Here is a 12,876-nt window from a genome sequence, read left to right on the forward strand (position 1 = left end):
AGGGTTTCCCCATGCGTGATCTCGGGGCGGGTTTCGGTTATCTCCTCAAGGGCCAGCGCTGGGTGGCGAGGCACGGGAAGCAGTACGGCTTCGGGCTGCTCCCCGGTCTGATCACCCTGGTCCTGTACGCGGCGGCGCTGGTCGCCCTCGCCGTGTGGGGCGAGGACTTCGTCGGCTGGGCGACCCCGTTCGCCGACGACTGGTCGAGCCCCTGGCAGGGCCTGTTCCGCGGCTTCCTCACGGTGGTCCTGGTCGCGCTGAGCCTCCTGCTCGCCGTCGTCACCTTCACCGCGGTGACCCTGCTGATCGGCCAGCCCTTCTACGAGAGCCTGTCCGAGACGGTCGACCGGGACGTCTCGCCCGACGGCACGGCCCCCGAGTCGGACCTCCCGCTCTGGCGCGAGCTGTGGATCTCCGCCCGCGACAGCCTCCGGATCGTGCTCCGTGCCCTCGTCTGGGGTGTGCTGCTGTTCGCCCTCGGCTTCCTGCCCTTCGTCGGCCAGACGGTCGTCCCCGTGATCGGCTTCTTCGTCACCGGCTTCTTCCTCACCGAGGAACTCACCGCCGTCGCCCTCCAGCGCCGCGACGTCGACCTCCGCACCCGCCTCGCCCTCCTGCGCTCCCGCAAGACCCTCGTCTGGGGCTTCGGCACCCCCCTGGGCCTGGCCTTCCTCGTCCCCTTCGTCGCCGTGTTCCTGATGCCCGGCGCGGTCGCGGGCGCGACCCTGCTGGCCCGGGACCTGCTGGGAGAGGAGACCGACGAGGAGGAGTCCGCCCCGGAGGAGCAGGACGTCGTCCGGTGACGCGGACATTCGCCGTCGCCGTCAGCACCGTGCGACTGTTCGGCCTGTTCATGTCACCGGCCGGCCTCGGCGTCAGCCTCGCGCTCGCTCCGTCTCATTGATCGCGACGGTCACGATCGCCCGTACCTGGTCGATGATGTCCAGCCGGTTCCGCACGAACTCCGGGTCCGTGACCGTGCCGGTCGCCGGGTCGGTGTTGCCGGTGCCGAACTGGAGGACCGGGGTGTGCACATGGCCGCCCGGGAGGGTGTCGTGGAGGCCGAGACGGTCGCGGAGGAGGGTTGCGCGGTAGGCGATCTCGTTGGAGAGGTAGTTCCCGCCGCCCCCGGCCCGTGCGGTGGAGCCGGGGGTGGGTCCGTCGGGCCGTACGACGGGGTCGGTGCCGCCCGCCGGGACCTCGGTGACCTCCGTGTGGTCGTACACCGGGAAGCGGCCGGTGCCGGCAGCCGTGACGGCGGCGTACGGGAGGGTCGTGGTAGTCCACTGGGGCTGCGAGGCCGGGTCGGCGACCGGGACGGTCTCCGTGCGGGAGACGTTGTCGTTGTCGGGGTAGCCGCCCCGCCAGGCCCCGTTGGCGCGCTCGATGTCGAACCGGCCGGTCCGGCCCTGGCTCACGGTGGCGAACAGGTCCACCTTCGGCAGGTACGGCCGCAGCGTCCGCTCGACGACCCCGTCCGCGAAGTCCTGCCAGCGCACCGGGAAGACGGCCGTCTCCACCCGCGCCGGCCCGTCCGCCGTCTCGATCACCGTGCCGTCCAGGGCGAGCGCGGTCGCCCCGGACGGGTTGGAGATGCGGATGTCACGGTCGAGGGTGAAGGGGTCGAAGCCGGTGACGAGGACACGCTTGAGGCCCTTGCCGCGCGCCGGATACCGGATGTCGGCCCGACCGCGTGACGTGCGCTCCAACTCGTCCAGCAGCGCGGCACGTTGCGTGTCGCCGAGCCCGAACCCCGGCTCCCAGGTCCGCAGCTCCCGCGTCATCCCCAGCCGCGCCCAGTACAGCGGCCGGTCGTCGTCCCGGCTGAGGTCCCCGCCCAGCGGCCACCGCCCCTGCGCCCGGTCCACCGCCCGCCGCCACAGCGCCGACCCCTCGCGCACGACGAGGTGGCGGGCCTGCGCGTAACTCCGCGTCCGGCCCAGCGCGCGGGCGAAGTCCGGGGCGACGCTGTCGAATCCGGAGCGCTGGAGGATCTCCCGGGGCACGGCCTTGTCGAGCCGCTGTTCCTCGACCGTCGGCGCGGGCGCCGTCGCGGCGGAGGCCGTCGTCGCGGGGGAGGCCAGCCCCGCGAGCAGGGTCAGTCCGAGGATGCCGATCCGAAGGCGTATGGCAGTCAAGGCGGTTCGGGCCCTTCCGTCGCAGTGGGGTGCGGTCGTACCGGACGGGCGAAGTATCGCGTGACGGAAGTGGGCGACGCCATGGGGCAGTTCACGTGATACTGCCCCCATGAAGGCAGTCAACCTCGGCGGATTGTTTCTCATCGAACTCGGCGCCCTGGCGGCCGCCGCGTACTGGGGGTTCACCCTCGACACCGCCGCCCCGCTCGCCTGGCTGTTCGGGATCGGCGCGCCCGCGGTGCTGGTCGTGCTGTGGGCGCTGTTCGGGTCCCCGAGGGCGACGTACAAGACGCGCGGCGCGGTCCGCGTCGGCTTCGAACTGCTGTGGTTCGGCGCCGGCGTGGCCGCGCTGTTCCTCGCCGGGGCGTGGGGGTGGGCCCTCGCCCTCGCCCTCGCCTGTCTGCTGAGCAAGACGCTGGCCGTCGCCTGGGGGCAGTAGAACGGGCCGGTGGCCGCGCCGCGCTTTCGTGATCCGGGGAGAACGGGTGGGCCTTTGTGAAAGGTTCGTACGAAATCCAGGCAGGCCGCTCGATCGCCGACCGCAGGCACTCCGCGGCGATTAACGTCTCACCCGGGACACCCCCCCACGAGCAGCCCCGGCCCGGGACCCTGACCCCTGGGCCGGGGCTCGGGTGTCCCGGATACGTGTGGCAGACTCCCGGGCCGCGAGACACCGCAAGTCGCCGGCACACGCCGGTTCGGGGGAGAGAAGCCACGCCATGCATCCAGGCCAGGGTCAGCAGCAGCCGGGGCCGTACGGTCAGCAGCCGTCGTACCAGCCGTATCCGCCTCAGCAGGCGTACAACCCCTACCAGCAGCAGCCCCCGCGGCAGCCGTACCCGCCCCAGCCTCCCGGGCAGCACCTCGGCGAGGGCCGGATGCGGCCCGACCCGAACCTGACGCCGGGGCAGCGCGAGCTGGTGGTGAAGATCCAGCAGCAGGCCAAGTTCATGGCCTACGGGTTCGTCCTCGGCATCCCGCTCACCTTCGGCGGCGCCCACTACGGCGTCACCCGCGCCCCGATCGGCTTCGCCGGTGCGGCCGTCGGGCTGGCGCTGGTGGCCGTGGGTGTCCTCACCCTGCTGCGGATGCAGGCGATGAAGCGCCGGCTGCGGCTGATCACCCCGGACGCCTGGCGCTCCCCGGCCGCCCACCTGCCCGGCGCCCGCATGGCGGCCACGCAGGCCGCGTACGTCAACGGCCTGCTGGTCCTGCTGTCCTTCGGCGCGGCGGGCTATCTGCTGGTCAAGGGCGCCGGGTGGGGCGCGTACGGCAACTCCTTCGGCTTCGGCGCGCTGATGCTCGGCGCCGCCGTGCCCTTCGGCATGGGCCTCGCCGCCGCGACCACCGTCCCGCAGTTGCTCCAGGTGATCCCGGCCGGCGCCAGGGTCGGCCGGAGCCTGTACTCGGTCATCCTCGTGCTGGCCACCACCGTGACCGGCGAGGGCATCAAGAGCCGCACGCCGCTCGCGGTCCTGATCGGCGGCGCGACCCTGCTGGTCTGCCTGGGCGCGATGGCCGTGCTGGGCAGGGCCGTCAAGAGGATGCGCGGCGAAGCCGCCTAGGCGCGGACGCCGAAGCCGTACACCGTCTCCGAGTGGTACACCGCACCCGGCCGCAGCTCCGTGCCGGGGAACTCCGGGCGGTTGGGGGAGTCGGGGAAGTGCTGGGTCTCCAGGGCGATGCCGTCGCCGGGCGAGAAGGGGGCGTCCAGGTGGTCGGCGGTGTAGAGCTGGAGGCCGGGCTCGGTCGTCGCGACCGTCAGCAGGCGTCCGGACGCCGGGTCGTGCAGCTCGGCGACCTCGACGGGGGTGTCCGTGACGCCCTTGTCGAGCACGAAGTTGTGGTCGTAGCCGGCGCCGACCTCGCGGGCCGTGCGGAAGTCGAAGCGGGAGCCGGTGACGTCCTCCAGGACGCCGGTCGGGATCAGGTCGGCGTCGACCGGGGTGAACCGGGAGGCGGCGAGCCGGAGTTCGTGACCGCCGGGGTTCCGCCCGGCGCTGAGGTCGAAGTAGCTGTGGTTGGTCAGGTTCACCACGGTCGGCGCGTCCGTCACCGCCTCGTAGGCGATCCGCAGCGCGCCGGAGGCGTCCAGGGCGTACGTCACCGAGACGTCCAGGCGGCCCGGGAAGCCCTCCTCCCCGTGCGGGCTGACCCGGCTCAGGCGCACCCCGTGCTCGACCGGCTCCGCGTCCCACACCCGCTTGTCGAAGCCGCGCTCGCCGCCGTGCAGGGAGTTGGGGCCGTTGTTCGGGGCGAGCTCGTGGGTGAGGCCGTCGAGCGTGAAGCGGGCGCCCCCGATCCGGTTGGCGTACCGGCCCACCAGGGCGCCGAGGTACGGTCCCGGGTGCGCGAGGTAGCCGTCCAGGGCGGCGAACCCCAGCACCACGTCCGCCGGGTGCCCCTCCCGGTCCGCCACCTCGACCGACTGGACGATCCCGCCGTACGTCAGGACCCGCACCCGTGTCCCGGCACGCTCCAGCGTCCAGCGGTGGACCTCTGTGCCGTCGGAAAGTGTGCCGAAAAGTTCACTCATGTGGGAAACCCTAGGTCACCGGCTCCTTCGCGGTGACCGTCCGGTACGCGATCGCCGCCAGCCGGGCCTGGCCGTCCCTGCTGGGGTGGAACCAGTCCCAGTGACTCAGCTGGTCGGTGCCGAAGCGGTAGTCGAAGACGGCGCCCCCGTCGAAGCGGCACCGCCGGTCCTTGGCGCAGACCTCCTCGAGCACCTTGTTGTAGGCCTCCACCCGATGCTGCACCGTGTCCCTCCTGAGGGTGGCCGCCGTGTCCAGGGCGTCCGCGTCACCCAGCATCGACGGGCAGATGCCCAGCTTCCACACCTGCTTGCCCAGAGGGTTGGTCCGGCCCTCGGACCACAGCCGTTTGAGGTTCGGCACGCTCGCCACGTACACCTGTGTCTTCGGCAGCGACTCGCGCAGCGTGCTCATCGCCTCCTCGAAGCCGGCCCGGAAGTCGGCCACCGAGGTCATCGCCGAGGGCGTCGCCCGGCAGGCGTCGTTCGCCCCGACCATCACCGTCACCAACTGCGGCGCGCGCGCGACCGCCTGGGCCATCTGCCCCGGCAGGTCGGCCATCCGGGCGCCGGTCACCGCGTAGTTCCAGCTGCGCTCGGCCGCCCGGGCCCGCCCCAGCAGCCGTACCGCCAGGCTGTCGACCTGGGCGCTGGTGCCGGTCGCCCAGGACACCTCGGGGCAGTCCGACAGCACCGTGCACGCGTCGAAGCCGCGCGTGATGGAGTCGCCCACGGCGGCGATCGAGGAAGGGCTGCGGTCCCACACCGGGGCCGGCCGGGAGGCCCGCGTCTTGGTGCCGCCCCGGTCCGGGGAGTCGCCGCCCAGGGCGTCACAGCCGGCCAGGCCCAGTGCCGCCGCCAGCAGGACGGCGCAAGCGGCCTGTGAACGCCGGCGTCGGTTTCGCATGCCCAGGCCCATCCCCTTGTCGTGTTGTCGTGCCGTCATGCTCCCCAACCCATAACAACGTGCGAGGGTTCCCGGTAGGTGGCATGGAACGGCTCACACCCGTACAAGCGTCCCCCTGGGTGAATGGCGGGCGTTTCTGGGCAGTGGGACCGACGGTACGTCACACTCCCTGCCCCGCCGCACGGTAGCCTCGCCATCAACGCGGCCGTCGTGCCACTGCCGCCAGCCAGCAAGCAAGATGTCCCGCTCTGCCCGGAGGTTCCGGTGACGACACGTGGAGTTCTGTACGTGCACTCCGCGCCGCGCGCGCTGTGCCCGCACGTCGAGTGGGCCGTCGCCGGGGTGCTCGGCACCCGCGTGAGCCTGGACTGGATCCGGCAGCCCGCGGCGCCCGGCACCTGGCGCTCGGAGTTCTCCTGGCAGGGCCAGGCCGGCACCGCCTCCAAGCTCGCCTCGGCGCTGCGGGGCTGGCACCTCCTGCGCTTCGAGGTCACCGCCGAGCCCTGCCCCACCGCCGAGGGTGAGCGCTACAGCTGCACCCCCGACCTCGGCATCTTCCACGCCGTCACCGGCATCCACGGCGACATCCTCATTCCGGAGGACCGGCTGCGCGCGGCGTTGACGCGGTCCCAGCGCGAGGAGACGGACCTGGAGGCCGAGATCGCCAAGCTCCTGGGCAAGCCGTGGGACGACGAGTTGGAGCCGTTCCGCTATGCCGGCGAGGGAGCCCCGGTCCGCTGGCTGCACCAGGTGGTGTGATCTCCGCTCTCCACGCACGAAAGGGCCCCCACCCGCTGGTGGGGGCCCTTCACGTTCGTACGGGCGTTTCTCAGACGGTCCGGAACGCCAGCACCACGTTGTGGCCGCCGAAGCCGAACGAGTCGTTCAGCGCGGCGATCCGGCCCTCGGGGAGCTGACGGGCCTCACCGCGCACCACGTCCGCGTTGACCTCGGGGTCGACCTCGTCGAGGTTGATGGTCGGCGGGGCCAGCCGGTTGGTCAGGGCGAGGATCGACGCGACGGTCTCGATACCACCGGCGCCACCGAGGAGGTGACCGGTCATCGACTTGGTCGCGGAGATCGCCATGTGGTCGACGTCGTCGCCGAACACCTTGCGCAGCGCCTTGATCTCGGCCACGTCACCCTGAGGCGTCGACGTGGCGTGCGCGTTCACGTGCACGACCTCGGCCGGCTTGAGGTCGGAGCTGTCCAGCAGGTTCTGCAGCGCGTGCGCGATGCCGTTGCCGGACGGTTCGGGCTGGGTGATGTGGTGGCCGTCGGCGGAGATGCCCTGGCCGACGGCCTCGACGTAGATCCGGGCGCCGCGGGCCTTCGCGTGCTCCTCGGACTCCAGGACGATGACGCCCGCGCCCTCGCCGAGGACGAAGCCGTCCCGGCCGGAGTCGTAGGGGCGCGAGGCGCCCTGCGGGTCGTCGTTGTTCTTGGACATCGCCATCATGTTGCCGAACGCGGCGATCGGCAGCGGGTGGATGGCCGCCTCCGTGCCACCCGCGACGACGACGTCGGCGCGGCCGGTGCGGATCATCTCGATGGCGTAGCCGATGGCCTCCGCCCCCGAGGCGCAGGCCGAGACCGGGGTGTGCACACCGGCGCGGGCGCCCAGCTCGATGCCGACGTTGGCCGCCGGGGAGTTGGGCATCAGCATCGGCACGGTGTGCGGGGAGACGCGGCGTACGCCCTTCTCCCTGAGCACGTCGTACTGGTCGAGCAGGGTCGTCACGCCGCCGATGCCGGAGGCGATGACCGCACCCAGCCGGTCGGGGTTCACGGACGCGTCCTCGCCGGCCTTGGCGGTGAAACCGGCGTCCTTCCAGGCCTCCTGAGCGGCGATCAGCGCGAACTGCGCCGAGCGGTCCAGCTTGCGGGCCTGCGGGCGGGGGATGATCTCACCCGGTTCGACGGCGATCTGCGCGGCGATACGGACCGGCAGTTCGGCCGCCCACTCCTGCTCCAGGGGGCCGACGCCGGACTTGCCGGCGACGAGGGCCTCCCAGAACGAAGCTGCGTCGCCACCCAGCGGTGTGGTTGCGCCGATACCGGTGACGACCACGGTGTGATTGGTCGGGCTCACGGGAATTCTTTCTCCAACGGATACGGGATTCAGCGGCGCCACCGCCGGGTGGCGGGGCATTGCAGCCTGCGGGCCTAAGCGGTGACTCAGGCCTGGTGCTTGAGGATGTAGTCGGTCGCGTCGCCCACGGTCTTGAGGTTCTTGACGTCCTCGTCCGGGATCTTGACGTCGAAGCGCTCTTCGGCGGCGACGACGACCTCGACCATGGACAGCGAGTCGACGTCCAGGTCGTCGGTGAAGGACTTGTCCAGCTGGACGTCCTCAACCGGGATGCCGGCGATCTCGTTCACGATGTCGGCGAGACCGGCGACGATCTCTTCCTGAGTGGCGGCCATGTCAGGCGCTCCTTCTTAGATATCCAGACGGTTTGTGGCGATTGTTCCCGTACCGGAAGCATGATCCGGCACGGAGTGCCTAGGGGAGGGTAACGACCGTGGCGGCGTAGACGAGACCCGCCCCGAATCCGATGACGAGCGCGGTGTCGCCGCTCTTCGCCTCGCCGGTCGCCAGGAGCCGCTCCATCGCGAGCGGGATCGAGGCGGCCGAGGTGTTGCCGGTGGTGCGCACGTCGCGGGCGACCGTGACGTGCTCCGGCAGTTTCAGCGTCTTCACCATCGAGTCGATGATCCGCTCGTTGGCCTGGTGCGGAATGAAGACATCCAGGTCGTCCGAGGTGATCCCGGCCGCGTCCAGCGCCTGCTGGGCGACCTTCGCCATCTCGAACACGGCCCAGCGGAACACCGCCTGGCCCTCCTGCGTGATCGCAGGGAACCTCTCGACCGTGCCGGACCGGTAGTCCGTCCACGGCACGGTCTGCTTGATGGTCTCGGACTTGTCGCCCTCCGAGCCCCAGACGGTCGGGCCGATCGCGGGCTCCTGGGAGGGGCCCACCACGACCGCGCCCGCGCCGTCGCCGAACAGGAAGGCCGTCGCCCGGTCCTCCAGGTCGGTCAGGTCGGACAGACGCTCGACACCGATCACGAGGACGTACTCCGCCGAGCCCTCGACGATCATGCCCTTGGCGAGCGTGAGGCCGTAGCCGAAGCCCGCGCAGCCCGCCGAGATGTCGAAGGCCGCGGCCTTGTTCGTGCCGAGCTTGTCGGCGATCTCGGTGGCGACGGCCGGAGTCTGCTTGAAGTGCGAGACCGTCGAGACGATCACGCCGCCGATCTGCTCGGCGGTGATCCCGGCGTCGGCGATGGCCTTGCCGGACGCCTCGACCGACATGGCGGCGACGGTCTCCTCGTCGTTCGCCCAGTGCCGGGTCTCGATGCCGGAGCGGGAGCGGATCCACTCGTCGGAGGAGTCGATCGTCTCCAGGATCACCTCGTTGGGCACCACCCGGGTCGGGCGGTAGCCGCCCACGCCGAGGATGCGCGCGTACGGGGCGCCCTTGCTGGGCTTGATCTTCGCCATCAGGGCTCCTTGTCAGGCACCGTGCTCGGCGATGAGCTCGCGAGCGGCGTCGAGGTCGTCGGGGGTCTTCAGCGCCAGCGTCCGCACGCCGGGCAGAGCGCGCTTGGCCAGGCCGGTCAGCGTGCCGCCCGGGCACACCTCGATCAGCGCGGTGACGCCGAGCTCCTTGAAGGTCTCCATGCACAGGTCCCAGCGGACCGGGTTGGCGACCTGTCCGACCAGCCGTTCGAGCACCTCGGAGCCGGAGGCGACCGCCGCGCCGTCCCTGTTGGAGACGTAGGTGACCTTCGGGTCGGCCGGCGCGAGGCCCGCGGCGGCCTTGGCGAGGGTCTCCACCGCGGGGGCCATGTGGTGCGTGTGGAAGGCGCCGGCGACCTTCAGCGGGACGACCTTGCGGACGCCCTCGGGCTTGTCCTCGCTCAGCGCGGCGAGCTGCTCCAGCGTGCCCGCGGCGACGATCTGGCCCGCGCCGTTGATGTTGGCCGGGGTCAGCCCCAGCTTCTCCAGATGCGCGACCGACACCTCCGGGTCGCCGCCGAGCAGTGCCGACATACCGGTCTCGGTGATCGCCGCGGCCTCGGCCATCGCCAGACCGCGCTTGCGTACGAGGTCCAGCGCGGCGGTGTCGTCCAGCACGCCCGCGAAGGCGGCGGCGGTGATCTCTCCCACGCTGTGTCCCGCCACCGCGCCCGGGTGAGTGTCACCGAGTGCCGTGGCGGACAGGAGCCCGGCCGCGACCAGCAGCGGCTGAGCCACCGCGGTGTCCCGGATGGCGTCCGCGTCGGCCTGCGTGCCGTAGTGGGCGAGGTCCAGTCCGATGGCGTCCGACCAGGCGGCGACGCGGTCGGCGGCACCGGGGAGTTCGAGCCAGGGAGTCAGGAAGCCGGGCGTCTGGGCGCCCTGGCCGGGAGCGACGAGTACGAGCACTCTCACACTCTCTCTTGGGGACGGCCACGGCCGCCCGTGAGGACAGGGACGAAGAACACGAGGGGGTTTTGTGGGCCCCCGACAAAAGCCTAGGGTTGGGCATCCCCATCGGCCAGACGCCCCAGGATCAGCGCGATCCGCAGCGTGAACGCGGATCGTACATCGGAGGGTGACCAACCGGTGACATCAGTCACACGTCGAAGCCGGTAGCGCACGGTGTTGGGGTGAACGAACAGCATCCGTGCGGCGCCTTCCAGGCTGCTCGCCTGTTCCAGATAGACGGCGAGCGTCTCCAGGAGGGCCGAACCCGCCTCCTCCAGTGGTCTGTAGATCTCCTCCACCAACTGCTCGCGGGCACCCGGATCGCCCGCGATGGCCCGCTCCGGCAGCAGATCGTCCGCCAGCACCGGCCGGGGCGCGTCCTGCCAGGCGGAACAGGCCTTGAGCCCGGCCGCCGCGGCCTGCGCGGACCGGGTCGCGGCCAGCAGATCGGGTACCACCGGCCCCGCCACGACCGGCCCGGCGGCGAACGGCCCGATCAGCGACCGGGCGACGGCCAGCGGATTGTCGCTGCCGCCCGCGATGACCACCAGCCGGTCCCCGAGCACCCCCGTCAGCACCTGCAGCTTGGCGTGGCGCGAGGCCCGCCGGATGGCCTCGACGGTCAGTTCGCTGTCCCCGTCCGGGGCGGTGCCCAGGACCACGCACACATGCTCGGGCGCGTTCCAGCCCAGCGCCGCGGCCCGGCTCAGCGCGCCCTCGTCGGCCTCGCCGCTGAGCACGGCGTTGACGACCAGGGACTCCAGACGCGCGTCCCAGGCACCGCGTGCCTCGGCGGCCTGGGCGTACACCTGGGCGGTGGCGAAGGCGATCTCCCGGGCGTACACGAGCAGCGCCTCGCGCAGCACGCTCTCGTCCCCCGGAGCCGCGACCTCGTCGATCGCGCTCTCCATGACCTCGATGGTGGTGCGCACCATCTCCACGGTCTGCCGCAGCGTGATGGCCCGGGTCAGCTCGCGCGGGGCGGTGCCGAACACGTCCGTCGAGATGGCCTGCGGGGCGTCCGGGCGCCGGAACCACTCGGTGAAGGCGGCGATGCCGGCCTGGGCCACGAGCCCGATCCAGGAACGGTTCTCCGGGGGCATCGCCCGGTACCACGACAGCGTCTCGTCCATCCGCGCGATGGCCTGCGCCGCGAGACTCCCGGAGGACTTCTCCAGCCGCCTCAAGGTCGCCTGGTGCGGGTGGATGTCGTGCGCTGCGTGTTGGATCTTGCTTGTTTCGGGTTCGGGCACGTGGACAAGACTGCCTTATCGGGACGGGACCGTGCGCCGCCGGGTCGGGACCGAGGTCTACGGTGGTGTGCGTGATGGACGTGAGGCGCGCCGCGCAGCGCTACCCAGGGGGCGACCCGGACGCCGGGATCGACTCCCGCCACGCCTTCTCCTTCGGGCCGCACTACGACCCGGACAATCTCCGCTTCGGCGCCGTGATCGCCTGCAACGAGGAGCGGCTCGCCCCCGGCGCCGGCTTCGACGAGCACTCGCACAGCCACACCGAGATCGTGACGTGGGTGGTCGAGGGGGAGCTGACCCACCGCGACTCCACGGGCCACGAGACGCGCGTCCGGCCCGGCGACGTGCAGCGCCTGAGCACCGCGTCGGGCGTCCGCCACGTCGAGCGCAACGCCGCCGGCACCCCTCTCACCTTCGTCCAGATGTGGCTGGCCCCGCTCGACCCCGGCGGCGACCCCGCCTACGAGATCGTGCACGGCATCGCCGACTCCACCCCCTACGCCGTCCCCGAGGCCGCCGCGATGCTCCATGTACGCCGCCTGGCACCGGGGGAGCGCACGGCCGTACCCGACGCCCCTTACGTGTACGTCCACGTGGTGCGCGGCGAGATCCGGCTGGCGGGCGAGGAACTGGGCCCCGGCGATTCGGCCCGGCTCACGGACGAGCGGGAACTGGAGGCGCTGGGGGTCACGGCGGCGGAGCTGCTGCTGTGGGAGATGACGGCGTAGCCGCCGGCCGGCTTCAGCCGCGCGACTCCGCCAGCACCGAGTCCGTGAACGCCGGCCACGCCCCGATCGCCCACGGCCCGAACGCCCGGTCCGTGAGGGCGACCCCGGCCACCCCCGCCTCCGGGTCGATCCACAGGAACGTACCGGCCTGCCCGAAGTGCCCGAAGGTCCGCGGAGAGGACGAAGCCCCCGTCCAGTGCGGCGACTTGGAGTTCCGGATCTCGAAGCCCAGCCCCCAGTCGTTCGGGTTCTGGTGCCCGTACCCCGGCAGGACGCCCTTCGTCCCCGGATACTGCACGGTCATCGCCTCGGCGACCGTACGGGGATCCAGCAGCCGCGGCGCCTGCACCTCGGCCGCGAACCGCAGCAGATCGTCCACCGTCGACACCCCGTCCTTCGCGGGGGAGCCGTCCAGCGAGGTCGAGGTCATCCCCAGCGGCTCCAGCACCGCCTGCCGCAGATACTCCGCGAAGGGAATGTCCGCCGCCTTGGCGATGTGGTCCCCGAGCTGCTCGAACCCGGCGTTGGAGTACAGCCGCCGCTCCCCGGGCGGGGCGGTCACCCGGTGCTCGTCGAAGGCCAGCCCCGAGGTGTGCGCGAGCAGGTGACGGACCGTCGAACCGGGCGGCCCCGCCGGTTCGTCGAGCTCGATCGCCCCCTCCTCGTACGCGACGAGCGCGGCGTACGCCGCCAGCGGCTTGGAGACCGAGGCCAGCGCGAAGCGCCGCCCGGCCGGCCCATGGGTGCCCAGGACCGTGCCATCGGCCCGCACGACACCCGCCGCCGCGGTGGGCACGGGCCAGTTCTCGATCAACGCCAAGCTCTTCAACGCCATGGCCC

General features: G+C 71.9%; 14 protein-coding genes. 5 read left to right on the forward strand and 9 right to left on the reverse strand.

The window, feature by feature from the left end; genetic code table 11:
- The first annotated feature begins 11 nt into the window (after positions 1 to 11).
- Complete coding sequence (locus tag ACZ7L0_RS30885; RefSeq protein ID WP_471245808.1) at positions 12 to 803, forward strand: EI24 domain-containing protein; 792 nt, start codon at positions 12 to 14, stop codon at positions 801 to 803.
- Positions 804 to 875: 72 nt separating this feature from the next.
- Here the strand turns inward: ACZ7L0_RS30885 and ACZ7L0_RS30890 are convergent, their stop codons facing one another.
- A complete protein-coding gene (locus ACZ7L0_RS30890) occupies positions 876 to 2,138 on the reverse strand; it encodes a pyroglutamyl-peptidase I (protein WP_471245809.1) in 1,263 nt (420 codons plus the stop codon).
- 109 nt (positions 2,139 to 2,247) lie between these two features.
- Here ACZ7L0_RS30890 and ACZ7L0_RS30895 point away from each other — a divergent pair, with 109 nt between their 5' ends.
- Both ACZ7L0_RS30895 and ACZ7L0_RS30900 read left to right on the forward strand, forming a co-directional pair.
- Positions 2,248 to 2,577 carry a YrdB family protein gene (locus ACZ7L0_RS30895; RefSeq protein WP_471245810.1) on the forward strand — a complete coding sequence of 110 codons (330 nt, stop codon included), beginning with the start codon at positions 2,248 to 2,250 and terminating at the stop codon, positions 2,575 to 2,577.
- A 280-nt stretch (positions 2,578 to 2,857) separates the two neighbouring features.
- Positions 2,858 to 3,703: a hypothetical protein gene (locus tag ACZ7L0_RS30900; protein WP_471245811.1), complete on the forward strand. Its 846-nt coding sequence runs from the start codon at positions 2,858 to 2,860 to the stop codon at positions 3,701 to 3,703.
- Here the strand turns inward: ACZ7L0_RS30900 and ACZ7L0_RS30905 are convergent.
- Positions 3,700 to 4,674, reverse strand: a complete 975-nt coding sequence (locus tag ACZ7L0_RS30905) for an aldose epimerase family protein (RefSeq protein ID WP_471245812.1) — start codon at positions 4,672 to 4,674, stop codon at positions 3,700 to 3,702. The two genes, ACZ7L0_RS30900 and ACZ7L0_RS30905, sit on opposite strands and share 4 nt — an antisense overlap.
- Before the next feature lie 10 nt (positions 4,675 to 4,684).
- Entirely contained in the window at positions 4,685 to 5,578 is an 894-nt protein-coding gene (locus tag ACZ7L0_RS30910; RefSeq protein ID WP_471245813.1) for an SGNH/GDSL hydrolase family protein, read from the reverse strand.
- 264 nt (positions 5,579 to 5,842) lie between these two features.
- Between ACZ7L0_RS30910 and ACZ7L0_RS30915 the strand changes: the two genes are divergently transcribed.
- Complete coding sequence (locus ACZ7L0_RS30915) at positions 5,843 to 6,337, forward strand: DUF3145 domain-containing protein (RefSeq protein WP_361438040.1); 495 nt, start codon at positions 5,843 to 5,845, stop codon at positions 6,335 to 6,337.
- Positions 6,338 to 6,407: 70 nt separating this feature from the next.
- Here the strand turns inward: ACZ7L0_RS30915 and fabF are convergent, their stop codons facing one another.
- The 5 genes from fabF to ACZ7L0_RS30940 form a co-directional block, all read right to left on the reverse strand.
- Positions 6,408 to 7,670 carry a beta-ketoacyl-ACP synthase II gene (gene fabF / locus ACZ7L0_RS30920; RefSeq protein WP_471245814.1) on the reverse strand — a complete coding sequence of 421 codons (1,263 nt, stop codon included), beginning with the start codon at positions 7,668 to 7,670 and terminating at the stop codon, positions 6,408 to 6,410.
- Between the two features lie 86 nt (positions 7,671 to 7,756).
- On the reverse strand, positions 7,757 to 8,005 hold the full coding sequence (locus tag ACZ7L0_RS30925; RefSeq protein ID WP_015660680.1) for an acyl carrier protein: 249 nt from the start codon (positions 8,003 to 8,005) through the stop codon (positions 7,757 to 7,759).
- Positions 8,006 to 8,084: 79 nt separating this feature from the next.
- Positions 8,085 to 9,086, reverse strand: coding sequence for a beta-ketoacyl-ACP synthase 3 (locus ACZ7L0_RS30930; protein ID WP_471245815.1), 1,002 nt, complete (start codon positions 9,084 to 9,086; stop codon positions 8,085 to 8,087).
- Positions 9,087 to 9,098: 12 nt separating this feature from the next.
- A complete protein-coding gene (locus tag ACZ7L0_RS30935; protein WP_471245816.1) occupies positions 9,099 to 10,013 on the reverse strand; it encodes an ACP S-malonyltransferase in 915 nt (304 codons plus the stop codon).
- Positions 10,014 to 10,102: 89 nt separating this feature from the next.
- Positions 10,103 to 11,308, reverse strand: a complete 1,206-nt coding sequence (locus ACZ7L0_RS30940; RefSeq protein WP_471245817.1) for a PucR family transcriptional regulator — start codon at positions 11,306 to 11,308, stop codon at positions 10,103 to 10,105.
- A 74-nt stretch (positions 11,309 to 11,382) separates the two neighbouring features.
- Between ACZ7L0_RS30940 and ACZ7L0_RS30945 the strand changes: the two genes are divergently transcribed.
- Positions 11,383 to 12,036: a pirin family protein gene (locus ACZ7L0_RS30945; RefSeq protein WP_471245924.1), complete on the forward strand. Its 654-nt coding sequence runs from the start codon at positions 11,383 to 11,385 to the stop codon at positions 12,034 to 12,036.
- Positions 12,037 to 12,049: 13 nt separating this feature from the next.
- On the opposite strand, the gene ACZ7L0_RS30950 is transcribed toward ACZ7L0_RS30945, so the two are convergent.
- A complete protein-coding gene (locus ACZ7L0_RS30950) occupies positions 12,050 to 12,871 on the reverse strand; it encodes a serine hydrolase domain-containing protein (RefSeq protein ID WP_471245818.1) in 822 nt (273 codons plus the stop codon).
- Positions 12,872 to 12,876 lie beyond the last annotated feature (5 nt).

This window comes from Streptomyces sp. NPDC039424 (assembly GCF_055639495.1).

Bases quoted from the DNA above. Each gene is read 5' to 3' on its own strand.
- ACZ7L0_RS30950 (WP_471245818.1), bottom strand. From the start codon at position 12,871: ATGGCGTTGAAGAGCTTGGCGTTGATCGAGAACTGGCCCGTGCCCACC.
- ACZ7L0_RS30910 (WP_471245813.1), bottom strand. From the start codon at position 5,578: ATGCGAAACCGACGCCGGCGTTCACAGGCCGCTTGCGCCGTCCTGCTG.
- ACZ7L0_RS30885 (WP_471245808.1), top strand. From the start codon at position 12: ATGCGTGATCTCGGGGCGGGTTTCGGTTATCTCCTCAAGGGCCAGCGC.
- ACZ7L0_RS30925 (WP_015660680.1), bottom strand. From the start codon at position 8,005: ATGGCCGCCACTCAGGAAGAGATCGTCGCCGGTCTCGCCGACATCGTG.
- ACZ7L0_RS30930 (WP_471245815.1), bottom strand. From the start codon at position 9,086: ATGGCGAAGATCAAGCCCAGCAAGGGCGCCCCGTACGCGCGCATCCTC.
- ACZ7L0_RS30945 (WP_471245924.1), top strand. From the start codon at position 11,383: ATGGACGTGAGGCGCGCCGCGCAGCGCTACCCAGGGGGCGACCCGGAC.
- ACZ7L0_RS30895 (WP_471245810.1), top strand. From the start codon at position 2,248: ATGAAGGCAGTCAACCTCGGCGGATTGTTTCTCATCGAACTCGGCGCC.
- ACZ7L0_RS30905 (WP_471245812.1), bottom strand. From the start codon at position 4,674: ATGAGTGAACTTTTCGGCACACTTTCCGACGGCACAGAGGTCCACCGC.
- ACZ7L0_RS30900 (WP_471245811.1), top strand. From the start codon at position 2,858: ATGCATCCAGGCCAGGGTCAGCAGCAGCCGGGGCCGTACGGTCAGCAG.